The organism is Parageobacillus caldoxylosilyticus NBRC 107762 (assembly GCF_000632715.1).
Taxonomy (GTDB): Bacteria; Bacillota; Bacilli; order Bacillales; family Anoxybacillaceae; genus Saccharococcus; species Saccharococcus caldoxylosilyticus.
The window spans coordinates 13974-38799 of the sequence record NZ_BAWO01000001.1 but is presented as its reverse complement, the minus strand read 5'-3'; the positions used below and the strand labels follow the sequence as shown (position 1 = coordinate 38799).

General features: G+C 43.6%; 28 protein-coding genes. 20 read left to right on the top strand and 8 right to left on the bottom strand.

All coding sequences use genetic code 11. From position 1 onward, the window contains the following. Nucleotides 1-32 precede the first annotated feature (32 nt). The 5 genes from rpoD to GCA01S_RS00190 all read left to right on the top strand — a co-directional run bounded on the left by rpoD (nt 33) and on the right by GCA01S_RS00190 (nt 4192). On the top strand, nt 33-1160 hold the full coding sequence (rpoD, locus tag GCA01S_RS00210; RefSeq protein ID WP_017435645.1) for an RNA polymerase sigma factor RpoD: 1128 nt from the start codon (nt 33-35) through the stop codon (nt 1158-1160). A gap of 88 nt (nt 1161-1248) precedes the next feature. Next, nucleotides 1249-1788: a hypothetical protein gene (locus GCA01S_RS00205; protein WP_042406262.1), complete on the top strand. Its 540-nt coding sequence runs from the start codon at nt 1249-1251 to the stop codon at nt 1786-1788. A gap of 136 nt (nt 1789-1924) precedes the next feature. Beyond that, nucleotides 1925-2287, top strand: coding sequence for a cytochrome c550 (gene cccA, locus GCA01S_RS00200; protein ID WP_042406260.1), 363 nt, complete (start codon nt 1925-1927; stop codon nt 2285-2287). Between the two features lie 82 nt (nt 2288-2369). Then, entirely contained in the window at nt 2370-3074 is a 705-nt protein-coding gene (locus tag GCA01S_RS00195) for a tRNA (adenine(22)-N(1))-methyltransferase (protein WP_042406256.1), read from the top strand. Further along, entirely contained in the window at nt 3071-4192 is a 1122-nt protein-coding gene (locus tag GCA01S_RS00190; protein ID WP_042406253.1) for a Nif3-like dinuclear metal center hexameric protein, read from the top strand. The genes GCA01S_RS00195 and GCA01S_RS00190 overlap by 4 nt, the downstream gene beginning before the upstream one ends. Before the next feature lie 41 nt (nt 4193-4233). Here the strand turns inward: GCA01S_RS00190 and GCA01S_RS00185 are convergent, their stop codons facing one another. Together GCA01S_RS00185 and vrrA are read right to left on the bottom strand one after the other, a co-directional pair. Then, a complete protein-coding gene (locus tag GCA01S_RS00185) occupies nt 4234-5190 on the bottom strand; it encodes a 4-hydroxy-3-methylbut-2-enyl diphosphate reductase (protein WP_017435650.1) in 957 nt (318 codons plus the stop codon). Nucleotides 5191-5280: 90 nt separating this feature from the next. Beyond that, nucleotides 5281-5643, bottom strand: coding sequence for a VrrA/YqfQ family protein (gene vrrA / locus GCA01S_RS00180; protein WP_303620915.1), 363 nt, complete (start codon nt 5641-5643; stop codon nt 5281-5283). Between vrrA and GCA01S_RS21430 the strand changes: the two genes are divergently transcribed. From GCA01S_RS21430 to GCA01S_RS00170, 3 genes are all read left to right on the top strand, one after another. Further along, the gene (locus tag GCA01S_RS21430; RefSeq protein WP_017435652.1) at nt 5591-5812 is read left to right on the top strand and encodes a hypothetical protein; all 222 of its coding nucleotides are present in this window, start codon (nt 5591-5593) and stop codon (nt 5810-5812) included. The genes vrrA and GCA01S_RS21430 overlap by 53 nt on opposite strands. Nucleotides 5813-6002: 190 nt before the next feature. Beyond that, nucleotides 6003-7310, top strand: coding sequence for a DEAD/DEAH box helicase (locus GCA01S_RS00175; protein ID WP_017435653.1), 1308 nt, complete (start codon nt 6003-6005; stop codon nt 7308-7310). A gap of 26 nt (nt 7311-7336) precedes the next feature. Further along, complete coding sequence (locus GCA01S_RS00170) at nt 7337-8233, top strand: deoxyribonuclease IV (RefSeq protein ID WP_017435654.1); 897 nt, start codon at nt 7337-7339, stop codon at nt 8231-8233. Nucleotides 8234-8254: 21 nt separating this feature from the next. Here GCA01S_RS00170 and GCA01S_RS00165 read toward each other — a convergent pair whose 3' ends face one another. Next, a complete protein-coding gene (locus GCA01S_RS00165) occupies nt 8255-8515 on the bottom strand; it encodes a DUF2624 domain-containing protein (protein WP_042406247.1) in 261 nt (86 codons plus the stop codon). Nucleotides 8516-8567: 52 nt separating this feature from the next. Here GCA01S_RS00165 and GCA01S_RS19990 point away from each other — a divergent pair, with 52 nt between their 5' ends. The 4 genes from GCA01S_RS19990 to GCA01S_RS00150 all read left to right on the top strand — a co-directional run bounded on the left by GCA01S_RS19990 (nt 8568) and on the right by GCA01S_RS00150 (nt 10864). Then, nucleotides 8568-8744 carry a hypothetical protein gene (locus tag GCA01S_RS19990; protein ID WP_155835547.1) on the top strand — a complete coding sequence of 59 codons (177 nt, stop codon included), beginning with the start codon at nt 8568-8570 and terminating at the stop codon, nt 8742-8744. An 80-nt stretch (nt 8745-8824) separates the two neighbouring features. Beyond that, nucleotides 8825-9583: a metal ABC transporter ATP-binding protein gene (locus tag GCA01S_RS00160; protein ID WP_017435068.1), complete on the top strand. Its 759-nt coding sequence runs from the start codon at nt 8825-8827 to the stop codon at nt 9581-9583. A gap of 15 nt (nt 9584-9598) precedes the next feature. After that, entirely contained in the window at nt 9599-10432 is an 834-nt protein-coding gene (locus GCA01S_RS00155) for a metal ABC transporter permease (RefSeq protein WP_017435069.1), read from the top strand. A 6-nt stretch (nt 10433-10438) separates the two neighbouring features. Further along, complete coding sequence (locus tag GCA01S_RS00150; RefSeq protein WP_042406244.1) at nt 10439-10864, top strand: Fur family transcriptional regulator; 426 nt, start codon at nt 10439-10441, stop codon at nt 10862-10864. Nucleotides 10865-10882: 18 nt separating this feature from the next. Here the strand turns inward: GCA01S_RS00150 and GCA01S_RS00145 are convergent, their stop codons facing one another. After that, entirely contained in the window at nt 10883-11449 is a 567-nt protein-coding gene (locus GCA01S_RS00145; RefSeq protein WP_017435071.1) for a nucleotidase, read from the bottom strand. Nucleotides 11450-11652: 203 nt separating this feature from the next. On the opposite strand from GCA01S_RS00145, the gene GCA01S_RS00140 reads away from it, so the two are divergent. After that, nucleotides 11653-12000 carry a hypothetical protein gene (locus tag GCA01S_RS00140; protein WP_017435072.1) on the top strand — a complete coding sequence of 116 codons (348 nt, stop codon included), beginning with the start codon at nt 11653-11655 and terminating at the stop codon, nt 11998-12000. A 24-nt stretch (nt 12001-12024) separates the two neighbouring features. On the opposite strand, the gene ispG is transcribed toward GCA01S_RS00140, so the two are convergent. Continuing rightward, on the bottom strand, nt 12025-13122 hold the full coding sequence (gene ispG, locus GCA01S_RS00135) for a flavodoxin-dependent (E)-4-hydroxy-3-methylbut-2-enyl-diphosphate synthase (RefSeq protein WP_017435073.1): 1098 nt from the start codon (nt 13120-13122) through the stop codon (nt 12025-12027). A gap of 210 nt (nt 13123-13332) precedes the next feature. Continuing rightward, nucleotides 13333-13662: a LysM peptidoglycan-binding domain-containing protein gene (locus GCA01S_RS00130; protein ID WP_017435074.1), complete on the bottom strand. Its 330-nt coding sequence runs from the start codon at nt 13660-13662 to the stop codon at nt 13333-13335. A gap of 176 nt (nt 13663-13838) precedes the next feature. Here GCA01S_RS00130 and GCA01S_RS00125 point away from each other — a divergent pair, with 176 nt between their 5' ends. From GCA01S_RS00125 to pstA, 3 genes are read left to right on the top strand one after another with little or no spacing between them, the layout of a single operon-like run. Then, nucleotides 13839-14735 (top strand): phosphate ABC transporter substrate-binding protein PstS family protein, encoded by an 897-nt coding sequence (locus tag GCA01S_RS00125; protein WP_017435075.1) that lies wholly within the window; start codon nt 13839-13841, stop codon nt 14733-14735. Nucleotides 14736-14795: 60 nt separating this feature from the next. Beyond that, nucleotides 14796-15686: a phosphate ABC transporter permease subunit PstC gene (pstC, locus tag GCA01S_RS00120; protein WP_017435076.1), complete on the top strand. Its 891-nt coding sequence runs from the start codon at nt 14796-14798 to the stop codon at nt 15684-15686. A gap of 1 nt (nt 15687) precedes the next feature. Further along, nucleotides 15688-16608, top strand: a complete 921-nt coding sequence (pstA, locus tag GCA01S_RS00115; RefSeq protein ID WP_042406238.1) for a phosphate ABC transporter permease PstA — start codon at nt 15688-15690, stop codon at nt 16606-16608. Nucleotides 16609-16636: 28 nt separating this feature from the next. Here pstA and GCA01S_RS00110 read toward each other — a convergent pair whose 3' ends face one another. Both GCA01S_RS00110 and GCA01S_RS00105 read right to left on the bottom strand, forming a co-directional pair. Next, nucleotides 16637-17413 carry a DUF1189 domain-containing protein gene (locus tag GCA01S_RS00110; protein ID WP_017435078.1) on the bottom strand — a complete coding sequence of 259 codons (777 nt, stop codon included), beginning with the start codon at nt 17411-17413 and terminating at the stop codon, nt 16637-16639. Nucleotides 17414-17535: 122 nt separating this feature from the next. Next, a complete protein-coding gene (locus GCA01S_RS00105; RefSeq protein ID WP_042406234.1) occupies nt 17536-19266 on the bottom strand; it encodes a methyl-accepting chemotaxis protein in 1731 nt (576 codons plus the stop codon). A gap of 224 nt (nt 19267-19490) precedes the next feature. Here GCA01S_RS00105 and sodA point away from each other — a divergent pair, with 224 nt between their 5' ends. The 4 genes from sodA to pstB all read left to right on the top strand — a co-directional run bounded on the left by sodA (nt 19491) and on the right by pstB (nt 24806). Continuing rightward, entirely contained in the window at nt 19491-20105 is a 615-nt protein-coding gene (gene sodA, locus GCA01S_RS00100) for a superoxide dismutase SodA (protein WP_017435080.1), read from the top strand. Between the two features lie 151 nt (nt 20106-20256). Further along, the gene (locus tag GCA01S_RS00095) at nt 20257-21543 is read left to right on the top strand and encodes an MFS transporter (RefSeq protein ID WP_017435081.1); all 1287 of its coding nucleotides are present in this window, start codon (nt 20257-20259) and stop codon (nt 21541-21543) included. A gap of 93 nt (nt 21544-21636) precedes the next feature. Further along, nucleotides 21637-23772 carry a peptidoglycan D,D-transpeptidase FtsI family protein gene (locus tag GCA01S_RS00090; protein ID WP_017435082.1) on the top strand — a complete coding sequence of 712 codons (2136 nt, stop codon included), beginning with the start codon at nt 21637-21639 and terminating at the stop codon, nt 23770-23772. Nucleotides 23773-23990: 218 nt separating this feature from the next. After that, nucleotides 23991-24806 carry a phosphate ABC transporter ATP-binding protein PstB gene (pstB, locus tag GCA01S_RS00085; protein ID WP_017435083.1) on the top strand — a complete coding sequence of 272 codons (816 nt, stop codon included), beginning with the start codon at nt 23991-23993 and terminating at the stop codon, nt 24804-24806. Nucleotides 24807-24826: the final 20 nt, after the last annotated feature.

Sequence of the window (24826 nt, the reverse complement as noted above, 5' to 3'; positions counted from 1 at the left end):
TGGTGGTATAAGTTTTAAAAGGAGGTAGTGAAATGGCTGAAAAACCAGCCCGTTCTAAACAAGCCGATGCGGATGCAACTCTTGAGCAAGTAAAAGAACAGCTAACAGAGCTCGGCAAAAAGCGCGGTATTTTAACATATGAAGAAATCGCTGAGCGCTTGTCTGGCTTTGATCTAGATTCTGATCAGATGGACGAATATTACGAATATCTGGCTGATCAAGGAATCGAGGTCATTAGCGAATCTGATTTAGAAGCAGATCCTGATATCGATGACTTAGCAAAAGAAGAAGAAGAATTTGATTTAAATGATTTATCCGTTCCTCCTGGCGTTAAAATTAACGACCCTGTACGCATGTATTTAAAAGAAATTGGCCGCGTTCCGCTTTTGTCTGCCGAAGAAGAGATCGAGCTGGCAAAACGGATTGAACAAGGCGACGAGGAAGCAAAGCGCCGCTTGACAGAAGCTAACCTGCGCCTTGTTGTCAGCATCGCCAAACGTTACGTTGGCCGCGGGATGCTGTTTCTCGATTTAATCCAAGAAGGAAACATGGGGCTAATTAAAGCCGTCGAAAAATTTGATTATCGTAAAGGATATAAATTCAGCACTTATGCAACATGGTGGATTCGCCAAGCGATTACGCGCGCCATTGCCGATCAGGCACGGACGATCCGCATCCCGGTGCATATGGTTGAAACGATTAACAAACTGATCCGCGTGCAGCGGCAATTGCTTCAAGATCTTGGTCGTGAACCAACTCCGGAAGAAATTGCTGAGGAAATGGATTTGACTCCGGAAAAAGTACGCGAAATTTTAAAAATTGCCCAAGAACCGGTGTCTCTCGAAACACCGATTGGCGAAGAAGACGATTCGCATTTAGGCGATTTCATTGAGGATCAGGAAGCAACATCTCCATCCGAGCACGCGGCGTATGAGCTGCTAAAAGAACAGCTCGAAGACGTGTTAGATACGCTTACTGACCGCGAGGAGAACGTTTTGCGCTTGCGTTTTGGGCTAGATGACGGCCGAACACGGACTCTGGAAGAAGTTGGAAAAGTATTTGGCGTCACCCGCGAACGCATTCGGCAAATTGAAGCAAAAGCGCTCCGCAAGTTGCGTCATCCAAGCCGCAGCAAACGGCTGAAAGACTTTTTAGAGTAATCTTTTCTACAATAGTTTACTTCTTCATATCCCTTGAGAAGTAAACTATTTTTTCTTTTTTCTTTTTCTTTTCGAAAGGCGGATGTGCATGGACGAACGAAGACGTGAAATTATTGTGCGGGAAATTGAATATTGGAAGCGCTCTCGCCTCCTTCCAGAGCAATATTGCAATTACTTGCTGGCATTATATACGGAAGGTGATGATAAAAAACGTCCGCATGGTCGGGGTTCAGACCGACGACGAACGGTGTTCACCTTTCTTCTTGCGGGAATGATTTGTCTATTGTTGCCAGCAAGTACTCTTGTCATTTATTTTACTGAATTGTCATTCGTTTTGCAAATGCTCCTTTACGCCCTTTTTTTCTTTCTATGCCTTGTCGCTATACGGCTGTGGAAGGGAAAAGGGAATATTCTTCATATTCCGCTCATCAGCGGCGCGTTTATTTTCCTTATTGCATCCATAAAAATCGGTGAATATTATTTTCCGAAACAAAAAGCGGTTACAGCATTAACCATTTTCATAAATTGTTTATGGTGGATATGGATGGGAAAACGATTTCGCCTACTTTATTTTCTTCTATCGGGTATAATTGGGATGAGCATTTTAATTGCTTTTCTTTTGTTTTAGCCTTTTCCAATGCGGCGATTTTGCCATGGATAATCAGATTAGGGCTTTTCCTCCGCGATAATTTACAGTAAAATAAAATTGTTTGTAGCGGTTCTATTTTTCGAACAATGGTCATACATAAGGGAGGTAAAAAGAGATGAATCGAAACCCGTTAATCCCGTTTTTTATCATTATGGCGTTCGGGATCGCACTTACTCTTGGTCTTTCATTTAAAGGGCTCGGTGATGCGAAAGAGCTCGCAAAAGAGAAAAAAGGCGGCGAGAAAACCGAACAAACCGCAGAGTTCACTCCAGAGAAATTTTATCAACAAACTTGCAGCAGCTGTCATGGGCAAAATTATGAAGGCGGGGTTGGTCCGTCATTAAAAGGAGTAGGTCAACGGCTTTCGCTTGACCAAATTAAAGACGTCATTGAGCATGGTCGCGGCAATATGCCTGCAGGCCTTGTTCCGGCGGATAAAGCGGATGAAATGGCAAAATGGCTTTCTAAGCTGAAATAAACAAAAAATCCCTTTGCCTTAGGTGAAGGGATTTTTTGTTTGTGGTACAATACACAGAAGAAAAGGGATGTGAAAAGCAACGATGAATGAATTTCGTCTGTCGAAACGCCTTGAAACTGTCGCTTCTTTCATTCCAAAAGGGGCGACGCTTGCTGATATCGGCTCTGATCACGCCTACTTGCCGTGCTATGCCTATTTGCATGGATATATTATAAAGGCAGTAGCAGGAGAAGTAGCGGATGGCCCGCTCCGTTCAGCGAAACAGCAAGTGGAAAAAGCGGGGCTTTCGCATATCATTTCCGTACGGAAAGGTGATGGCTTAGCGGTGATCGCTCCTGGCGAAGTCGATTGCATTACGATTGCCGGAATGGGCGGCACGTTGATTGCGAATATTTTGGAAGCCGGAAAAAATAAGCTTTCCGGTGTAAAAAGGCTTATTTTGCAGCCGAATGTCGGGGCCGATATCGTGCGCAAATGGATGATGAGTAACGACTGGGAGCTGATTGCCGAACGAATCTTAAAAGAAGATGGGAGAATTTATGAAGTGCTCGTGGCTGAAAAAGGCGATGGAAAAAAGCCATATGTCAATATGAAGGCAGAACTATTATTAGGTCCGTTTTTGCTGAAGGAAAAAAATGATGTGTTTTTAGAGAAGTGGCGTCATGAATTGGAACAATGGAAGCGGATCGTCCGTCAACTGGCTGAAAAGGGAGAAACGGAGTCTGCGCTGGCCAAAAAAAGGGAGCTGGAAGAAAAAATCAAGCTTGTAGAGGAGGCATTACAGTGAACAAACTTCCATACGGTTATGAAATCATCGGACTGTTGGAACGGCTCGCTCCGAAACATCTGGCAATGGAAGGCGACAGAATCGGTCTGCAAATCGGAACGTTAAATAAACCGGTGAAAAAAGTGATGGTCGCTTTAGACGTGTTGGAGGAAGTCATCGATGAAGCGATCACCGAAGGAGTCGATTTCATCATCGCCCACCATCCTCCGCTTTACCGGCCATTAAAGCAGCTCGTTACCGATCAGGCGCAAGGTCGCATGATAGAAAAATGCCTAAAACATAATATTGCTATTTATGCTGCCCATACGAATTTAGATATTGCCAACGGAGGAGTCAATGACTGGCTAGCGGAAGCGCTAGGATTGGAGCAAGTAGAGGTGCTCGTTCCAACATATGAAGAACCGCTGAAAAAATTGGTTGTTTATGTTCCAAAGACGCATGCCGATCTTGTTCGGGAGGCGATCGGCAACGCGGGGGCGGGCCATATCGGCAACTACAGCCATTGTACGTTTAATGGCCACGGCATCGGCACGTTTTTGCCTTTAGAAGGAGCCAATCCGTTTATCGGAAAGGCAGGAGAGCTGGAAAAAGTAGAAGAGGTGCGTATCGAGACAATTGTTCCAGCCTCGTTGCAACATAAAGTTATATCAGCGATGCTACAGGCTCATCCGTATGAAGAAGTGGCATACGACATCTATCCGCTTGAAAACAAAGGAAAAACGTTCGGATTAGGAAGAATTGGCCGTTTGTCATCGGCAATGACGCTTGCCGAGTTTGCCGAGCATGTGAAAAAAACGTTGGACGTTTCAGCTGTCCGCGTTGTCGGCAACCTGCAAGATACAATACAAAAAGTGGCAGTCGTTGGCGGGGACGGAAACAAGTATATTTCGCAGGCTAAGTCGGCTGGCGCGGACGTGTACGTCACCGGAGACGTATATTACCATGTTGCGCATGATGCGATGATGCTGGGGTTAAATATTGTAGATCCAGGCCATAATGTCGAGAAAGTGATGAAACAAGGCGTCGCCCGCTTTTTAGAAGCAGAGTTTGCCAAACGGCAGTTTGCAGCGGATGTTTATATCTCCAAAGTGCATACCGATCCGTTTACCTTTGTGTAAAACAAAGGGCTGGCCCAAGCAACGCGGGGCCAGCCTTGTTTTCATTGCTTCGTTTCTTTTTTTGCTTTTACTTTCGGCAAAATTTTTTGCAGCGGTACGTTTCGTTCCCGTTTCCATGTCGTCGGATCGTTTGGATCAAATTGCTCTAAAAAGTCGATGACTTCCTTTGTAATCGGGGTAGGGGTGGAAGCACCAGCGGTAACAGCGACTTTTTTCGCATCTTTAATCCAGTTAATATCAATTTCCGTTACATCAGCAACGCGATATGCTTTTGTACCGGCAATTTCCTCCGATACTTGGGCGAGGCGGTTGGAGTTATTGCTGCGCGGATCGCCGACAACAATTGTGACATCGGCTTCTTTCGCTTGCTCTGCCACCGCTTCTTGACGGAGCTGGGTGGCGAGGCAAATTTCTTTATGCATTTCGACATGCGGGTATTTTTCTTTTACTTTTTCCATAATATCGGCAACATCCCATTGGCTCATCGTCGTTTGGTTTGTCACCATGATGCGGTCGCTTTTGATCGCCAGACGCTCTACATCTTCGATCGTTTCAACAAGATGAATGCGAGTCGGGTCAATCCCCACCGCTCCTTCTGGTTCGGGATGTCCTTTTTTGCCGATGTAAATAATTTCGTAGCCGTCCGCTAGCTTTTTTTGGATCAAATGATGCGTTTTGGTGACGTCTGGGCAGGTCGCATCAATCGTAACCAGCCCTTTTTCGCGCGCACGTCTTTTCACTTCAGGCGATACGCCGTGTGCGGTAAAGATGACGGTCCCTTTGTCGATTTTTTCTAGAATCTCTAGCCGGTTTTCTCCGTCTAGCGTAATAATTCCTTCCTCGGCAAATGCATCAGTAACATGTTTATTGTGAACGATCATTCCCAAAATATAAATCGGTCTTGGCAGCGTTGGATCTAAGGCGGCATTTCTTGCGATGACCATCGCATCGACAACCCCGTAGCAGTAGCCGCGCGGGGTAATTTTGATCACTTCCATTTTGTTTCCTCCTAAATTCGGCATATAAAACAATTGCTTTCCTTTACATTATATCGGAGAAAAAGGGGGAATACAAAGAATAACTACGTTTCAGATATATAGCTTCGGGGTGGATGGTTTTGGCGTTTTTCCCGATTCTGCCCCCTTGTTTTCATTTGTTTTCTCTGCTTTTGGCACGGTCCGTTTTTTGGTTGAGGGCGCTGTTTTTTTCTTGTTTTTTTCCGTTTTGCTCTCTTCCATACTTTCTTCTTTATCCGCCGGTTTTAATTCTTTCCATATGCGGATCATCGCAGGAAGATTTTTAATTAGCGGGCCGTATTGCTGCACCATTGGCATGACGTTTTGTGCAATGCCAAGCATTTTTTGCACATTCGTCAACATTCCGAGAAATCCTCCGCCTGTGTTTGCGCCGGCGCCAGTGCTAGCGACGGCGTTCTGCATCATTGGCGATATCCACGGGGATGAAGGAGCGATCGGCTGCCCTCTTGAAAATAAGCGCGATAGGAAGCCGCCAAATCCGGGACGGGGAGCGGGTGTTCTCATGGCAGGAAAGGAAGAAGGCGGCATCCTTAAAAAAGAGCGTGGCATCGGGGAAGAAGGAAATATCGGTGGCCGGTTGTAGATCATCTCATTTTCCTCCTTTCTAGGCTAAAATAAGAGAGTATTCTCTTTCATAAAGTATGCGGAAAAACGGGAAATGTTTTTTCTTCTTCTGATCGTCTTAAGTTGCGGTACCGCGCAAAAATTAGATATAATGATAAATCGAGTTATTCGGCTTTCGGCAAAGTCGGAGCAGAAGGGAGTAATGGTGAATGAAGGAAACGCAATTTGAACGTTTTGCCTTTCAGCCGTTTATTATGGAAGCCATTAAAGAGCTTCGTTTTTATAAACCGACGGAAATTCAAGAACGCATTATTCCAAGCATTCTTCGCGGGGAAAGCGTCATCGGCCAGTCGCAGACGGGGACAGGGAAAACCCATGCTTATTTATTGCCTATTATCGAAAAGATTGATCCGGAGCGCGAGGCGGTGCAGGCGGTGATTACGGCGCCGACGCGCGAGCTGGCGACGCAAATTTATCATGAAGTGTTAAAAATCACAAAATTTTGTCCAAGCGACCGGCCAATTACGGCGCGTTGTTTTATTGGCGGAACCGATAAGCAAAAAGCGCTGGAAAAACTAAAAATACAGCCGCATATTGTTGTCGGAACGCCGGGAAGAATTAATGATCTTATTCGCGAGCAAGCCTTAAATGTGCACACGGCGACGATGCTGGTTGTCGATGAGGCCGATTTAATGCTTGATATGGGGTTTATCGTCGATGTGGACCAAATTGCGGCGCGCATGCCGAAAGAATTGCAAATGCTTGTTTTTTCGGCGACGATTCCGGAAAAATTAAAGCCGTTTTTGAAAAAATATATGGAAAACCCGAAATATGTTCATGTTGCGCCAAAACAGGTGACAGCAGAAAAGATTGAACATGTTCTTGTGCCGCTTCGCAGCCGTGACAAAGTGAAGCTGCTGTACGATATGCTCGTTGCCTATAACCCGTACTTAGCAATCGTGTTTACAAATACGAAAAAAATGGCTGACGAATTGGCGGACAGCTTGGTGGAAAAGGGATTAAAGATCGGGGTTTTACATGGCGATCTGTCGCCGCGTGAGCGGAAAAAAATGATGAAACAAATTCGCGATTTAGAATTTCAATATATTGTCGCGACTGACTTAGCGGCGCGCGGCATTGATATTGAGGGAGTGAGCCATGTCATCAACTATGAGCTGCCGCGTGATTTGCAGTTTTATATTCACCGTGTCGGACGCACGGCACGCGCCGGCTACACCGGCATTGCGGCAACCATTTATGAGCCGTCCGATCAAGATGCGATTACCAAATTAGAAAAAATGGGGATTGAGTTTCAACACCGCGATCTTGTGCGCGGCGAATGGGTCGATTTGCCGCCTTGGAACCGGCGGAGCAAGCGGGCTAAGCAAGATGGCGAGATTGCACCGCTTTTGGCGCAGATGAAAAAGCCGAAGCAAGTGAAACCGGGATATAAGAAAAAATTGCTTGCTGAAATAGAAAAACAAAAAAAGCGGTTGCGCCGCTTAAAGAAACGGTAATGATGTAACGGAAAGGGAGAAGGGGAATGTTAAAAATCGGTTCACACGTATCGATGAGCGGGAAAAAAATGCTGCTTGCGGCAAGTGAAGAAGCTGTTTCATACGGAGCAAATACGTTTATGATTTATACCGGGGCGCCGCAAAATACAAAACGCAAAAAAATTGAAGAGCTCAACATTGAAGCAGGCCGTGCTCATATGAAAGCGCATGGCATTGAAGAAATTGTCGTTCATGCTCCGTATATCATTAATATTGGCAATGCGAAAAACCCCGATACGTTTCGACTTGGCGTAGAATTTTTGCGCTCAGAAATTGAACGGACAGAAGCGATTGGCGCCAAACAAATCGTTCTGCATCCGGGAGCGCATGTCGGAGCGGGGCCGGAAGCCGGTATCCGTAAAATTATTGAAGGATTAAACGAAGTATTGACGCGCGAGCAAACGGTGCAAATCGCGCTAGAAACGATGGCGGGAAAAGGTTCGGAATGCGGCCGCAGCTTTGAAGAGCTTGCGCAAATTATCGATGGCGTTACACATAATGAAAAATTGTCTGTCTGCTTTGATACATGCCATACGCATGATGCCGGCTATGACATTGTCGAGGATTTTGACGGCGTATTAGAGGAATTTGATCGCATTATTGGACTTGAGCGGCTCAAAGTGCTGCATATTAACGACAGCAAAAATCCGCGCGGAAGCCGGAAGGACCGTCATGAAAACATCGGCTTTGGACATATCGGCTTTGCTGCGTTAAATTATATCGTTCACCACCCGCAGCTTGACGATATTCCAAAAATTTTGGAGACACCGTATGTCGGTGAGGACAAAAATCATAAAAAGCCGCCGTACAAACACGAAATTGCCATGCTGCGCGCGCAAGCATTTGATGAAGACATGTTAAGCAAAATTATAGAAGAAAAGTAAAAGGGCAAAAATAGAGCCCTTTTATTTTTTATTGACGAATTTTAAAAATAATTCATTTGCTTTTTTCGCCACTTGCGGCGATGTAATTTTCGCCAGCTCTTTTACCCATTTTTTTCTTTCCTGCGGGTCAAACACATTGATTTTATTCGTTCGGGCGATATGGAGAATTTTTTTTGCCTGTTCGACCGTGAGCGGGATGTTGTAGTCACGGCTATATGACACCAATTCTTCCGGAGTAATCGTTTTGAGCTTTTGTTGAACGAGCTGCTGATAAAAGTTCATTTTTTAACGCCTCCTCTTTTGCTATGCATCATATGAAATGAAGAGACGGAAAGTGTATGGTATACTAAAAGAAAAAAGAAACCGTGGTATTTTGGCACAGAAACAGCATAAAAAAGGACCGTTTAGCTATGTTATTTATCGTCTCAGTTTTATTTTTGTTGGCGCTTTCGCATCCATCGTCAATAAACATAAAGTAAGAGAAGCGCGGTTTAAATCGCTCGTTCATTAATGTTTACAAACGGCGTTCCATCGGCTATACTACGTTCGTAGCTAAATCGTAATTATTATGAATTAGCAGGGGAGAACGCGATGAAAACAGAATATGTCCTGAAAATGGAACATGTATCGTTTCGTTATGAAAAAGAAAATGTATTAGAAGATATTAATTTAGCCGTGCCAAAAGGTGCATTTTTAGGGCTAGTCGGTCCAAACGGTTCAGGAAAATCGACGTTATTAAAATGCGTATTAGGCTTGTTAAAGCCGCAGCAAGGCCATATTTCTTTATTTGGAACGCCGATTGAATCGTTTAAAGAGTGGCATCGGATCGGCTTTGTCTCGCAAAAGGCCAACAGTTTTAACAGTGGATTTCCTGCCACTGTTTATGAAGTGGTGGCGAGCGGGTTGACCGCGAAGCGAGGAATGTTTCGTTTTTTTACGAAAAATGATAAACAAGCGGTGTCGGAAGCGATTGAAGCAGTTGGCATGAGCGCGTTTGCCAAACGGAATATTGGCGAATTATCCGGCGGCCAGCAGCAGCGTGTCTTTATTGCCCGGGCGATTGTCAGCAAACCGGAACTGCTTATTTTAGATGAACCGACGGTTGGTGTCGATGTTCACCACGTGCAAAGTTTTTACAACATGCTTGAAGAGTTGAATGAGCATCTTGGCATTACCCTTATTCTTGTCACACACGATATTGGAACGATTACCGAAAAAGTAACGCACGTTGCTTGTTTGAATAAGCATTTATATTTCCATGGGAAAGCAGAAGAATTTGAAAAGCTCGGGGAAGACGCATTATCGAAATTTTACGGGCATTCGCTTCATGTGCTTTCTCATCAGCACTGATGGAGGAATGACACAATGTTTGAAGCGATATGGCAATATGAATTTTTACGCAACGCATTTATTGCGGGATTATTAATTGGATTTGCTGCTCCGCTTCTTGGCGTGTTTATTGTAGTGCGGCGTCTGTCGCTTATTGCCGATGCGCTCAGCCATGTGACGCTTGCCGGTATTGCTGCTAGTTTACTGCTCGGCAAAAATTTTCCTTACTTTACAAACTGGAATCCGCTCTATATCGGAATGGGATTTTCTGTCCTTGGTTCGCTTTTTATTGAAAAATTGCGGGCCGTCTATAAACATTATCAGGAGCTGGCAATTCCGATCATTCTTTCGGGAGGCATTGGCCTTAGCGTCATTTTTATTTCGCTGGCAGACGGCTTTAATACGGATTTGTTTTCGTATTTGTTCGGCAGTGTTAGTGCTGTTAGCCGCCAGGACGCATGGACAATATTTGCCATCGCCTGCCTCGTAACTGCCATGATTTTATTGTTGTATAAAGAATTGTTTCTTCTTTCATTTGATGAAGAATATGCGGTCATTTCCGGGATTCGCGCCAAGCTGATTCATTTTATATTTATCGTATTAGTGGCGCTGGTGATCGCTGCATCGATGCGGATTGTCGGCGTTTTGCTTATTTCTTCGTTGATGACGCTTCCGGTGGCGGCGAGCATTCGCATTGCCAAAGGCTTTAAGCAGGCGATCGTTTACTCTGTTTTATTTGGAGAAATATCGGTCGTTGTTGGCCTGTTGCTTTCCTATCAGCTCGATTTGGCTCCTGGCGGCACGATTGTGATGCTTGCTGTGTTCATTTTGCTTGCCACACTAATGTGGAACAAGTGGAAAAGGGGATAAGAAAGGATGAATGTCGCACAAGCCATTCGCTTGATAAAGGAAAAAGGATTTAAACATACAGACAAGCGGAAAGATATGCTGCAGCTATTTGCAAACACGGATAAATATCTAACGGCCAAAGATGTGCTGGAGGCGCTGCGCGATGATTATCCGGGATTAAGTTTTGATACGATTTATCGCAATTTATCACTGTTTGTAGAACTTGGTATTTTGGAAATGACGGAGTTGTCAGGGGAGAAACATTTTCGTTTCGCGTGTGATACCCATCATCACCATCATCATTTTATTTGTGTGCAATGCGGCAAAACAAAGGAAATTTCCTCCTGCCCGATGGATGAGCTGGCTGAGCAGCTGCCAGGTTATCAAATATCCGATCATAAATTTGAAATATATGGAAAATGCCCGGAATGTCAAAGGGATATCTCTACATAAAAGAGATATCCCTTTTCTTTATGTTGATAAAAGCCGTTCTACATGCTGTTTTGCTTCCAACCAGTCTTTGACGCGAATGACTTGCTTTGGAAGCGGGCCTTGGTTATATGGCGTATCGAATAAAATAACGGGGATTTGACATGCCTCGGCGATATCGCAGGCGTTATCGTATTTGTCTTCAAAAAAGGCGGAAATGCGATATGTTTTCACTGCTTCAATTTTGTCGTGAGAGCCGATCAATTCGATATGATGATAATGGACGCCGTTTTTTTGAAACCATTGCTCCGTTAAGTCATATAAATGTCTGCCGCGCGCGCTGATATAAAACAGCTCATATTTGTTTTTCCAGCTGTTGATCACTTCCAGCGCATGCTCGGCCAACGGGGCGCGTTCGTAAATCATGGCTTCATATTTCTCCATCCAGCGGTCCATTTCCTCTTCCGTTGTATCGTACAGAGGAGCTAAATTATATTGGGTGATATCTTTTAGCGTTAAATTTTTTTGAAAAGACTTGTTTAAATATGGAATAAATGTGCTCGGACAAGTAACGGTTCCATCGATATCAATTCCAAGCCGTTTTTTCATGTTCGTTTCTGCCTCCCCTAGAAATAAAACCGTAGGAATGTGGATAAAATCAGCAAAAGAGCTTGTTTGCCGAAGCAAAGCAAAGGTTTGCCGCCGATAGCCTCAATCATTTTAACATCTATAGAAAATATTCACATCTATAATTTTGCATAAACTTTTCATACTAATAAATGCTCCTTACTTTAGGAAAGCGAGGGAAGCACATGGTGGATGACCGCGAACGCACGTATAACGAAAGCTACGTGCAATCGATTGGAAAAGACGAACCAGAACGCGACTTTATGGAAGAAACGGCGGCAGAAATAGCTGAGCCAGTTCGGCGCAATGATGAACGTGGCGAAGAAGAAGCCGATGGAGCAGGGTTAGGCTGGCTAGCGCTCGCCCTTTCCATTATTTCCTTATTTATTTGGCCTGTCTTATTAGGAGCAGCAGGCATTATTGTCGGCTTTATTGCACGCCGGCGCGGTGCTGAGACGCTGGGTGCATGGGCCATCGGGATTGGAATTGTAGCGATTATCGTCCGCCTGTTCATCATGCCGTTTTATAGTTAACAAAAAAGCTTGGCGCTTTAAGCGTCAAGCTTTTTGCTGTTGTTTGGCAAAGTATTCTTCCGCCAATTTGTCCACTTCTTTTTTCAGCTCCTCGACCATTTTTTCTTCTGGAACTTTGCGAACAATTTTGCCATGGCGGAATAATAAACCTTCGCCGCGCGCTCCAGCGATGCCAATATCTGCTTCGCGGGCTTCCCCTGGTCCATTGACGGCACAGCCCAGCACTGCTACTTTAATCGGCGCTTTTATTTTCGAAATATATTCTTCAATCTCGTTGGCAATGCTGATCAAGTCGATCTCAATGCGTCCGCATGTCGGGCAGGAAATCAGCGTCGCTGCATTCGATGCCAAACCGAACGCTTTTAATATTTCCCTTGCCACCTTTACTTCTTCAACCGGATCCGCGCTAAGCGAGACGCGGATCGTATTGCCGATTCCTTTGCTTAAAATTGCGCCGAGCCCGACGGCGCTTTTGATCGTTCCGGCAAATAGCGTACCGGATTCGGTAATGCCGATATGGAGCGGATAATCAAACGTGCGCGCCGCTTTTTCATATGCCTCGATCGCCAGCCGCACATCCGACGCTTTTAGCGATACGATAATATCGTGGAAATCGAGCTCTTCTAAGATGCGGATATGGTATAGCGCGCTTTCGACCATGCCGTCTGCCGTAGGATAGCCGTATTTTTCCAAAATTCGTTTTTCCAATGAACCGGCATTGACGCCGATGCGGATCGGTATGCCGCGCTCTTTTGCTGCTTTGACAACGGCTTCCACTTTTTCACGGCGCCCAATATTGCCGGGATTGATTCGGATTTTATCGACTCCGCCTTCAATCGCTTTCAGGGCTAGTTTATAGTCAAAATGAATATCCGCCACCAGCGGAATGTTAATGCGCTTTTTAATTTCCGGAATAGCGTTGGCCGCACGCTCATCCGGGCAGGCGACGCGGACGATTTGGCAGCCCGCTTCCTCCAGCCGCTTGATTTGGGCGACGGTCGCTTCGACGTCGTGCGTTTTCGTCGTCGTCATGCTTTGGATGATAACTTCGTTGTTGCCGCCAATCGTTAAATTGCCAACGCGAACAGGACGAGTTTTTGAACGATGAATAATTTCACCCACGTAAATTCGCTCCTTTAAGAAACAAGTTCATGTCGCTTTCTGAATTATTGTAACAATGTTTATCGTCACTTGACAAGAAATTCGCTATTCATCAGGAAGACTTCCAATGCAGGCATTGATTAGAAGGAGACCGCCTTTTTCTATGCAGAAGCTTCTTCGATGGGGTAGTAAGAAACTCCCGCCTCTTCATGGAATGAAGGTGGGAAAGGTTCATCGTTTATATACCGGTATTTTATATTTTTTCCCAATTCGTAATGCTTGTGCTTTTTCACCTGGATTCAACGTTTCAAAATCGGTGATCGCCTTGTCAATGGGAACAGGGAGCGGTCCGTTTTGCTGCCTTTCCATAATGGACAATAGTGTATCTCCAGGTTTGACGGTCACCGTTTGATACGGAATATGGACGTTTGTTTTTCCGGATGCCGCATATTCAGGCGCTGCTGTTGCTCCCGTGGAGGTGATCAATGTTCCAGTTGTTACATCATGATAAATGATATAGATGGAAAGACACAGGACGAAGGCAATGATTGCTTTTTTCACGCATGATTCCTCCAATGAACGCGTTGTTAGTAACTATGTATGCTTGTCCCAAAAAAAATATGTAAAATATGGTGGCCCGTTTTACGGAAACTTAACATTTGCTTAATAAAGGCATAAAACTCCTCCTTTACAATGAACTTGTACAGGGCAACAGAAACTAATAGGAGGGTCAATCGATGATGTGGAAAAAATCCATGAAATTTGGAATTGCGGCATTGTTAATAACGGGGATGCTTGCGGGGTGTGGAAAAGCGAATAACACAACAGAAGAAAATGCTGGAAATACAGACACGAAGCAAGAAGAATCGTATTCTGGAACGATTACGCTAGCTGGATCCACTGCTCTTCAACCGCTTGCAGAGGAGGCTGCAAATCAATTTATGGAAAAATACCCTGATGTTTCGATTACTGTACAAGGGGGAGGAAGCGGAACAGGCGTTAACCAAGTTGCCGCTGGTGCTGTACAAATCGGAAACTCAGATGTTCCATCTGCAGAAAAATTAGAAGATAAATCGAAAGCAGGAGAGCTCATTGATCATAAAGTAGCAGGAATTGCTTTTGCGCTTGTAGTGAATAAAGATGTCAATGTCGATTCTTTAACAGTAAAACAAATTCAAGATATTTTCTCTGGAAAAATTACAAACTGGAAAGATGTTGGCGGAAAAGACGAAAAAATTAACGTCATTAATCGTCCTGCTTCCTCTGGAACACGTGCTACTTTTGAAAAAACGGTGATGAAAGACGTAAAAATAAACGAAGCGATTGGAACTGTTCAAGATTCCAATGGCGCTGTCGAACAAGCGATTAACTCGACGCCAGGATCGATTAGTTATGTTGCGATGTCGTACTTAATCGGCGAAAATAAAGATTTAAAAACGCTAAAAATCGATGGAGTAGAACCGACGATCGAAAATATTAAAACGGAAAAGTATCCTTTCTGGTCTTATGAATACATGATTACCAAAGGCGAGCCGAAAGATGCCGTGCGTGGATTTATCGATTACGTGAAAAGCGAAGAATTTGCTTCGAAAGTAAAAGAAATGGGTTACATTCCTATGTCCGAATTAGAGTAATTCCATTAAAGGCTGGCTACATCGTTTGGCCAGTCTTATTCTTCATGAGGTGATGGAAGGATGAAAGAGAAAAGAAGGCTGAATTATTGGAAAAACGAATATATCGGAAGGATCCTAGTCACTTTTTGCGGCCTATTGATCGTTATTACTACTCTTTCGATCATTGCGTTTATTTGCGGAAAAGGAATCCAGTCATTTACAGAAAACGGAATTTCTCTAAAGGAAATGCTGTTTTCAACAGAATGGAAGCCGAGTGATTCGCATCCAAAATATGGCGCCGTTATTTTTATCGTCGGGTCAATGCTCGTATCCATTGGAGCGGTGTTGTTAAGCACACCGATTGCGATCGCCCTTGCTATTTTTATGAATTTTATTTCTCCAAAATTCGGTTCAGCCGTACTAAAACCTGTTTTAGAGCTGCTTGTCGGCATTCCGTCCGTCGTTTACGGATGGTTAGGTGTTACTCTTCTTATTCCGCTTCTTCGTGAATGGTTCGGCGGTGTAGGATTTAGTTTGTTAGCTGGAATTATCGTATTAAGCATTATGATTTTACCGACTATAACAAGCATCGCGTCAGATGCGCTTAGTGGCGTTCCGTTTTCTTACTTAGAAGCGTCATACGGACTTGGGTCAACGAGATGGCAGGCGATCAGCCGGGTGATCGTTCCAGCAGCACGAACAGGAATTTTAACAGGTATCGTCCTTGGATTGGCGAGAGCGTTTGGCGAAGCATTGGCGGTGCAAATGGTAATCGGAAACACGGTGAAACTCCCTTCAGGATTATATAGTCCGACAGCGACACTAACAGGAATTTTAACGATGGATATGTCGAATACGATAAACGGTACTGCTTGGAACAATGCATTGTGGACATTGGCGATGATTTTGTTGTTTATTTCCTTTTTCTTTATTGTGCTTATACGAATGATCGGGCAAAGAGGGGAACGATAAGATGACATCGAGAGTGGTTGATAAAGTTTGGACAAGTATATTCTATGTCATTGCTGCATTCGTCATTAGTTTGCTTATCTTCTTTTTTGTGACGGTTTTGTCGAAAGGCTGGGGATTTTGGCAGCCAGATTTTCTGTTTGGAAAACCGAGCAACACGCAAGCAGGGGGAGGAGTTGGCCCGCAACTTATTAACTCGCTTTATATGCTTGTCATTACGTTATTGATTTCTGTTCCGTTGGGATTAGGGGCAGGAATTTATTTAGCGGAATACGCCAAACAAGGAAGAATGCTTAACTTTATTCGGCTGTGCATCGAAACGATGGCGTCTCTCCCATCGATTGTCGTTGGATTGTTTGGATTATTGGCGTTTGTGACGCTAACAGGATGGGGCTACACGTTAATTGGCGGCGCGTTGGCGATTACGATATTAAATTTGCCTGGATTGACGCGTATATGTGAGAACGCGATTTTAGATGTGCCTTCGAGCATAAAAGAAGGCAGTCTTGCGTTAGGAGCGACGCGGTGGCAGACGTTAGTGAAAGTAATTCTTCCGTCCGCTCTCCCGCAAATAATGACAGGGGTTATTTTAGCGGCGGGACGAATTTTTGGCGAGGCAGCTGCGTTAATTTATACAGCAGGATTGACGACGCCGTTATTAAACTTTGCTGCCGATTTATCAAGCAAAGCACACCCATTGAATGTTTTTCGACCAGCAGAAACGTTAACCGTACACATTTGGAAATTAAATTCAGAGGGAATTGTTCCAGATGCCAAAATCATTGCAGCGAAATCCGCAGCGATATTAGTGATAATGGTTCTTTTGTTTAATATTACCGCTCGTTTTGCGTCCGCTGCATTGCAGCGCTATTTTACAGGGAATCGCCGAAGAACAACCAAAAAGAAAATGAGCAATGTTGCATAAAAAAGCCACTATCGGAAGCGATAGTGGCTTATTCGTTTTGCGGTTTTGCTGAAGGAACTTCTTTGATCGCCAACAACAGCACGACAATCGAGACGAACCAATGAATAAATGGGGCATATGGCACAACCGTTTGCAACGCCTCCATAACGGTGAAAAACACCGTTGATAAAGTGACGGCATATGCCGACATAATCCAAGTATGGCGGTATTGCAGTTTTTTATCAAGAGTGCTGCACAAAATTAATCCGAAGAAGGCAAGGATACAGATGCCGATAAATTTACTTGCGCTTGCGAATAAATAAATAATGAGCAACGACAGTGGGATGAAAACAGGCAACAGTGACTGCATGGTTTCGATAAAGGAATGGACATCTTCATCTGTTATTTTCATATCTGGAAACGTTGAATAGCTATAATATTGCACTTGATGATTAGCAACTAATACAGCTTCATGTTTTAAAAGCCCGATGGCGTTGCTAAAACTCTCTACGTCTTCTTTTGTGACTTGGCCGGTGCTGTCAAAAATGATGGTAAAGCCGTGCTGATCAATATGAATGGGCTTTTTTGCAGAAGAATGCAATTGACCGTTTTCAATCGTAAACGAAGGAAGGTCATTTTGTAAAAGAGCGCTTGTATTGCGAATTCCTTCCACAAAAGAAGTAGTTAAGTAATAGAACATCGGCAAGATGGAAAGAAAGGTTAACAAAAATACATATCCAATCGTTTTTCCGATTCCTTGAAAGCGAAAACGTGCGATATCTTTCGGCGAGTATAAACTTTTCCATAGCTGCACAAACATATTCATCCTTGACACACCCTTCCTGTTCTCCATGTTCATTGTATATTGTGCGCGTTGATAATTCAACTAAAGACGCAGGTAATAAAAAAATCTCCTAGGAATGTTTTAGTTCCTAGGACAAACATGGGTCATATTTTAAACGTTTGCAGCAATCCATTCAGTTGATGGACGAGTTCGGTTAATGATTGGGAAGCACGCAAAACCTCATCCATTGAAGCGCTTTGCTGCTGGGTAACGGCCGCCACATGTTCCATGTTTCCAGCGATTTGCTGAGCGATGGAAGCAATCTCTTCCATGCTCGTGGACATTTGTTTTGTTTGAGCACTGACGTCATGAACAATGGCGGATACTTCTTTCGACTGTTGCGAAACGCTGTTTACTGCTTGGGCAATCCCTTTAAACGCTGCCTCCGTTTGATAGATCATTTCCATTCCGTGCTCGAGCACTTGTGAACCATGGATCATTGATTGTACCGCTCGGTCTACTTCACGCTGAATTTCTTTAATAATGGTTTGAATTTGTTTCGAAGCCTGGCCAGTTTGAGAAGCCAATTTTCTGATTTCATTGGCCACTACCGAAAATCCTTTGCCATGTTCCCCAGCCCGAGCCGCTTCGATAGCAGCATTGAGCGAAAGAAGATTCGTTTGATCCGCGATATTGCTAATTAAGGAGACGATTTGGTCGATTCGATTTGATTTTTGTCCTAACATATAGATAGCTTCGGCTGTTTCTCCTACTGTTTTTTGTACGACACTCATCTGCTTTACCGTTTGGTTCACCAGCTCGTTTCCTGCGTATGCCTGATCGTTTGCTTTGTTTGTCGAGACTTCTACATCAGCGATGGAAGCGGCCGCCTGTTCCATTCCATTTGCGATTTCATGGAAAAATTGCGAAATTTTTATGGAAGAGCTCGCTTGTTTTTCGGTGCCGCTTGCTGCTTCGCATATGGCGATGGCAATTTGCTCTGACGCTTTTTTCGTTTCATGGGAGGTGCGCCGCAACGTTTGCGAAGATGCGGTGATATGTTTCGAGCTTGCATCTACATGTTCAATGAGCGTAGTAAGGCTGTCAACCATTTGGTTAAATCCATCTGCCAATGTTCGGATATCTTTGCTAGAATAAGCAAGCTGCACTCTTGTTTGCAAATTTCCTTTTCCTACTTGACGCATCGCCTGCTTTAATGAAGCAATCGGTTGAGTAAATCGGCGGATAATAAAAAAACCGATAAAACTAGTGAACAATATGGTGAGCAACGAAACTAGAATACTAATCCGTCTATATTCAAAAACGGATTGCAAATAGTCTTCTTTTTGGAGAGCTAAAACATATATTTGCCCGTTTAAATCAATAGAAGGCGCAAATGATAAAGTCAATCCTTGAAAATGGAGGATTCCTTGCTTTTGTTTTTCGATTTGTTTGATGACAGAACGAGGTAAAGACGGCAACGGGCTAGAAAGCCCTCCTAACTTTTCAGCTCTTTTTTCTTTTGTAATGACAAATTGCATCGGTCGCAAGCCGAGGGAATGAAACTTGCGCTGGTTCAGCGTTAGCACGTAGGGCAGCTTTTTATAAAATTCCTCATTGGTAGTTGAAGACTTTAACATTGAAATTTTTTCAATCATTAATTCAGTGGACAGCTGCATTTGTTGTTCGATGGAGCGGATGACGACTTGTTTGTTTTTTTCATAACCGATATAAGCGATCATCGAGGAGGAGATGCACGTGATAAAAACAATGACGAATACTAAAATGGTCTGTAGGTTCCGGCTGCTGATCAAGGAAAACGGTGTGAAACGCACATTATTTATCGTAGATGGAAGTGAGAAAAACTTCGGCCAGGTCTGTTTATGTCGTTTCATTCTTTATTCGCTCCTTTATCCGTATGAAATCTGGTCATCCCCCAATGTAACGAATTATTTTTAATATTTTGTTAAGAGAATGTGTAAAGTATGTTAAGCAATGGGAGCTATAAGCAAATAAATTGAAACATTGTGGCAATTTTGGTAAGCTAATTTTAAACGAACGCATAATGGTTATACTATTTTGCGTTCGGGTACATAAAAACAAAAAAGGAGGAGTTAGTATGGCTTTTGAATTACCGCAATTACCTTATGCTTATGATGCGTTAGAGCCGCACATTGACAAAGAAACCATGAACATTCACCACACAAAACACCATAACACTTATGTAACAAACTTAAATGCCGCTTTAGAAGGCCATCCGGATTTACAAAACAAATCGCTTGAAGAATTGCTCAGCAATTTGGAAGCACTTCCAGAAAGCATCCGCACAGCGGTTCGCAATAATGGCGGCGGGCATGCTAACCACTCTTTATTCTGGACCATTCTTTCACCAAACGGCGGCGGTGAGCCAACAGGTGAACTAGCAGAGGCTATCAATAAAAAATTTGGCAGTTTTGCTGCATTTAAAGAAGAATTTACAAAAGCAGCTGCGACTCGCTTCGGTTCTGGTTGGGCTTGGCTTGTAGTGAACAATGGCGAACTTGAAGTAACAAGCACGCCAAACCAAGATTCTCCATTAATGGAAGGGAAAACTCCAATTCTTGGCCTGGACGTTTGGGAACATGCCTACTACTTGAAATATCAAAACCGCCGTCCGGAATACATTGCCGCATTCTGGAACATTGTCAACTGGGACGAAGTAGCAAAACGCTACAGCGAAGCAAAAGCGAAATAATGAACTGATGCAATACAGAGATTGGGCTAAAAGGAAACTTTTAGCCCAATCTTTTTTGCAAAGGATAGTGATTTTTTCCTTTTTCCATCCCCGATGCATAGAACAGCGAAAAATTGCAACACTACCCTTTAGACGAAAAGGGGAGTTTACCATGGCAATCATCAAAAAAATTACTGGTCAAGAACAAATTACGCGGGATTTAGTGTTGCTGCTATGCATCGGCGGATTTTATGCATTGAGTGTTTCTCTTTCCAATACGTTCGTCAATGTGTATTTATGGAAACAGTCTGGAGAGTTTCGTGATTTGGCTCTATACAATTTATCAGTTGTTACGTTACAGCCGATAACGTTTATTTTCGCTGGAAAATTGGCAAAAAAAGTAGACCGCATTATTGTATTGCGGTTAGGTGTATCGTTTTTGGCGGTTTTTTTTATTACTGTTTTGCTTGTCGGCAGTCGTGCTCATTATTACTTGATTTTGCTAGGCGCCCTTTTAGGGATCGGGTATGGATTTTACTGGCTTGCCTTTAACGTATTAACATTTGAAATTACCGAACCGGAAACTCGTGATTTTTTTAACGGGTTTTTCGGCATTCTTACTTCGATGGCCGGAATGATTGGACCAATCGCTGCCGGCTATATTATTTCTTCTTTAGCCAATACGCGGGGATATACGCTGATCTTTTCCATTTCCCTCATCCTGTTTATCATTGCCGTCATTTTAAGCTTTTTTCTACATCGGCGACCGGCAGATGGAAACTATTTGTTTCTTCGCATTTTAAAAGAGCGGAATTATAATCAAAATTGGAGATTAATTACGAACGCTCATTTTTTTCAAGGGTTGCGTGAAGGAACATTTGTCTTTGTCATTTCCGTATTGGTGTATATTACTTCGAAAAGCGAGTTGGCATTGGGGAAATTTGGCTTTGTGAACTCGCTAACCTCATTCATTGCTTATTACGTTGTTTCCCGGCTGATGAAACGGAAATATCGGAAAAAAGCGATTTTATGCGGCGGTTTATTGCTATATGGCGCCATTTTTCTAATCGTTTTTCACGTCTCTTATCCGCGCTTGATTTTGTATGCGGTCACGATCGCCATTGCTTATCCGTTGTTGCTTGTTCCGTATTCTTCGTTAACGTTTGATGTAATAGGGAGAAGCTGGAAATCGGCGGAAATGCGGATTGAGTATATCGTCGTCCGTGAATTGTTTTTAAACGGCGGCCGGATTGTATCCATTCTGTCGTTTTTGGCGACGATCACCTTTTTTGAGGAAAAAACGGGAATTCCGATTTTAATGTTAATACTTGGAGCGGGGCATTTCATTATTTACTTTTTTATCCGCCGCATTCATTTTGATGACCATGAAACAGAGGAAGCAAGGCGGTCGTTTCTGCAGCCAAAGTTCACTAATGAAGAAGGGGGCTCCCCGGCATAGGCAGCCCCCTGTGCCATGTTTTTTTTCTAGAAAAGTTGGCCTGTTTCTTTTACAATATAAGAAGAAAATGGGCGAGGAAAAGGAGGAAGCGGGTTGAAAAAGAAAAAACGGGCGCAAGTGCCGTTTCGGTTAAATATTCTTTTTTTTGTTGTGTTTTTGCTGTTTTCGGCGCTTATTTTACGGCTCGGTGTCGTACAGATTGTTTATGGAGAAGACTACCGGAAGGAGGCCGAGCGCACGGAAGATGAAATTGTCAGCACGCCGGTGCCGCGTGGAAAAATTTACGATCGCTATCATCAGGTGATCGTAGATAATATCCCGAGAAAAGCGATCACCTATACGCGTTCGAAGACAACGACACCGGAAGATACACTGAAAGCGGCGCGCAAGCTGGCGCAATATATCGACAAACCGGTTGATAAAGTAACGGAACGCGACATGAAAGACTATTGGATTTTGACGCGAAAAGAGAAAGCGGAAAAAAAAGTAAGTAAAGCAGAGCGGAAAAAGCTCGAACAACAAGGATTGTCGCAGAAGGAAATCGATAAAAAAGTGTATGAGCTGACATTAAAACGCATTACGCCAGCTGATTTAGCTGAAATTACAAAAAAAGAATTGGAAATCATTGCTATCAAACATGAAATGGACAGCGGCTATGCACTAACGCCGCAGACGGTGAAAAATGATCATGTAACAGATAAAGAATATGCAGTGGTGAGTGAGCATTTAGAGGAATTGCCAGGAGTAAATACGACCGTCGACTGGGACCGTCACTATGTATATGGAAATACGTTTCGTTCTGTACTCGGCAATGTGACGAAAGATGGTGAAGGAATTCCGCGCGAACGGATCGACTATTTTCTGGCACGTGACTACAGCCGCAATGACCGGGTTGGGAAAAGCTACCTTGAAGCGCAATTCGAGGATGTCTTGCATGGCAAAAAGGCAAAAATCAAAAATGTCGTGGACAAGTCCGGCAATGTGACTTCGATAGAGCAAATATATAATGGAGAGCGCGGGAAGGATCTTGTACTGACGATCGACATCGAACTTCAGAAGCAGGTGGAAAAAATCATCGAAGAAGAAATCATGGCAACAAAGCGGAAGGGACGATCCCCGCTGCTTGATCGGGCGTTTGTGGTGATGATGAACCCGAAAACGGGAGAAGTTTTAACCATGGCTGGAAAACTGCTCACAAAGGATGAACATGGAAAAACACAATTTGTTGATTATGCTATTGGCAACATCACCTCAGCTTATGCCATGGGATCAGCAGTCAAGGGAGCGATGGTGCTGACGGGCTTTCAAACAGGAGTATTGCATCCGAATACTTACATCGTTGACGAACCATTATATATCAAAGGCACGCCCCCTAAAAAGTCATGGCAGACGATGGGGACTATCAATGAGTTGACCGCGCTGCAGCGTTCCTCGAACGTGTATATGTTTAAAACGGCGATTGCCATCGGCGGCGGGAAGTATCGCCCACATCGGTCATTAAGCGTTAATCCGGAAGCGTTCACGACCATTCGCAAGTATTTTAGCCAATTCGGGCTGGGAGTAAAGACGGGAATTGATTTGCCAAACGAGCTCAGCGGCTTTCAAGGAAAAGCAACGGGAGCCGGGCTATTGCTAGACCTTGCCATAGGCCAATACGATATGTACACCCCGATGCAAATGGCGCAATATGTATCAACCATTGCCAACGGCGGCTATCGGATGAAGCCGCAAATTGTCAAAGAGATTCGCAAGGCGACGGATAATGCAAAGGAATTGGGGCCGATTGTCCAGCGATTTGAACCGGTTGTATTGAATCGTATCGATATGAAGACAGAGTATATTAAACGGGTGCAGGAAGGATTCCGCCGGGTGATGCAGATGCCGAAAGGAACAGCGTATGCGTATTTCGCCAATGCGCCATATAAGCCGGCTGGCAAAACGGGAACAGCGGAAGCATTTTATGACGGACCGATCCAAAGCAGACGAAATGATCCAACATATAATTTGACATTAGTTGGATATGCTCCGTATAATAATCCGGAAGTGGCGTTTGCTGTTGTCGTTCCTTGGGCGACGCAAGGAGAGAGCGACGGCATTAACGATAGAATCGGCAGACGAATTTTAGATGCGTATTTTAAGCTGAAAGCCGAGAGAGCAAAAGGAAATATTGCAAACAATACAACAAGCGGAAACACAGAGACAAACACGGAAGAAATGAATAACAACTAATAAATATCGGGAAAAGAAGGCACTTTCCGTACGGTGCCTTCTTTTTTTAATTTATTTTAACAAAAGCTTAACATTTAATTAAAACATCGTTAATAGTTTCGATTTATCCTAAGTTTAGAAGGTTTATTAAGCAAGTGATAGAAACGTTTTTTGTGAAAGCGATAGCGAATCAAAGGTGGGTTTTACCTTTTTATAGAAAAATAAAAGGGGAGACATTTATGGGTGCAACGGTAGCAATGGAACGAACTCATATGAATATATTAAGAGAAACCGCGAAAAAGGAGACGGTATATCATACAAACCAACTAAATGTATGGTACGGAGAGCATCATGCTTTAAAAAATATTCACTTATCTTTTTATGAAAAAGAAATTACAGCGATTATCGGCCCATCTGGCTGCGGAAAATCCACTTATATTAAGACGCTAAACCGAATGATTGAATTATCGCCAAATGTCCGCATTACTGGCGAAGTTACTTATCGCGGCCGTAATATTTTTGATCCTTCTTACCACGTAGAAGAGTTACGGATGCATGTGGGAATGGTTTTCCAAAAACCGAACCCGTTTCCTAAATCCATTTATGATAATGTTGCTTACGGTCCACGCATTCATGGGATACGAAATAAAAGTACGTTAGACGACATTGTCGAGAAAAGTTTACGTGCCGCAGCACTTTGGGATGAAGTAAAAGATCGCCTTCATGAGCATGCACATATGCTTTCAGGGGGACAGCAGCAACGGTTATGCATCGCCCGCTGTTTGGCGGTCGAACCGGATGTTATTTTGATGGATGAACCTACTTCTGCATTGGACCCAGTGTCAACAGCAAAAATTGAAGAACTGATGCAACAGTTGAAGGAACACTATAGCATTATTATCGTTACTCATAATATGCAGCAAGCGGCACGTATTTCGGATAAAACTGCATTTTTTCTAAACGGAGAAGTAATCGAATTTGGAGATACGCGTCAATTGTTTTCCAATCCGAGAGATAAACGAACAGAAGATTATATTACAGGACGATTTGGATAAACATCGTAAATGGGGTTATT

Excerpts from the sequence above, each read along its gene's own strand:
- rpoD (WP_017435645.1), top strand. The coding sequence starts at position 33 with ATGGCTGAAAAACCAGCCCGTTCTAAACAAGCCGATGCGGATGCAACT.
- GCA01S_RS00205 (WP_042406262.1), top strand. The coding sequence starts at position 1,249 with ATGGACGAACGAAGACGTGAAATTATTGTGCGGGAAATTGAATATTGG.
- cccA (WP_042406260.1), top strand. The coding sequence starts at position 1,925 with ATGAATCGAAACCCGTTAATCCCGTTTTTTATCATTATGGCGTTCGGG.
- GCA01S_RS00195 (WP_042406256.1), top strand. The coding sequence starts at position 2,370 with ATGAATGAATTTCGTCTGTCGAAACGCCTTGAAACTGTCGCTTCTTTC.
- GCA01S_RS00185 (WP_017435650.1), bottom strand. The coding sequence starts at position 5,190 with ATGGAAGTGATCAAAATTACCCCGCGCGGCTACTGCTACGGGGTTGTC.
- GCA01S_RS00175 (WP_017435653.1), top strand. The coding sequence starts at position 6,003 with ATGAAGGAAACGCAATTTGAACGTTTTGCCTTTCAGCCGTTTATTATG.
- GCA01S_RS00170 (WP_017435654.1), top strand. The coding sequence starts at position 7,337 with ATGTTAAAAATCGGTTCACACGTATCGATGAGCGGGAAAAAAATGCTG.
- GCA01S_RS00165 (WP_042406247.1), bottom strand. The coding sequence starts at position 8,515 with ATGAACTTTTATCAGCAGCTCGTTCAACAAAAGCTCAAAACGATTACT.
- GCA01S_RS00160 (WP_017435068.1), top strand. The coding sequence starts at position 8,825 with ATGAAAACAGAATATGTCCTGAAAATGGAACATGTATCGTTTCGTTAT.
- GCA01S_RS00155 (WP_017435069.1), top strand. The coding sequence starts at position 9,599 with ATGTTTGAAGCGATATGGCAATATGAATTTTTACGCAACGCATTTATT.
- GCA01S_RS00150 (WP_042406244.1), top strand. The coding sequence starts at position 10,439 with ATGAATGTCGCACAAGCCATTCGCTTGATAAAGGAAAAAGGATTTAAA.
- GCA01S_RS00145 (WP_017435071.1), bottom strand. The coding sequence starts at position 11,449 with ATGAAAAAACGGCTTGGAATTGATATCGATGGAACCGTTACTTGTCCG.
- GCA01S_RS00140 (WP_017435072.1), top strand. The coding sequence starts at position 11,653 with ATGGTGGATGACCGCGAACGCACGTATAACGAAAGCTACGTGCAATCG.
- GCA01S_RS00125 (WP_017435075.1), top strand. The coding sequence starts at position 13,839 with ATGATGTGGAAAAAATCCATGAAATTTGGAATTGCGGCATTGTTAATA.
- pstC (WP_017435076.1), top strand. The coding sequence starts at position 14,796 with ATGAAAGAGAAAAGAAGGCTGAATTATTGGAAAAACGAATATATCGGA.
- pstA (WP_042406238.1), top strand. The coding sequence starts at position 15,688 with ATGACATCGAGAGTGGTTGATAAAGTTTGGACAAGTATATTCTATGTC.
- GCA01S_RS00110 (WP_017435078.1), bottom strand. The coding sequence starts at position 17,413 with ATGAATATGTTTGTGCAGCTATGGAAAAGTTTATACTCGCCGAAAGAT.
- GCA01S_RS00105 (WP_042406234.1), bottom strand. The coding sequence starts at position 19,266 with ATGAAACGACATAAACAGACCTGGCCGAAGTTTTTCTCACTTCCATCT.
- sodA (WP_017435080.1), top strand. The coding sequence starts at position 19,491 with ATGGCTTTTGAATTACCGCAATTACCTTATGCTTATGATGCGTTAGAG.
- GCA01S_RS00095 (WP_017435081.1), top strand. The coding sequence starts at position 20,257 with ATGGCAATCATCAAAAAAATTACTGGTCAAGAACAAATTACGCGGGAT.
- pstB (WP_017435083.1), top strand. The coding sequence starts at position 23,991 with ATGGGTGCAACGGTAGCAATGGAACGAACTCATATGAATATATTAAGA.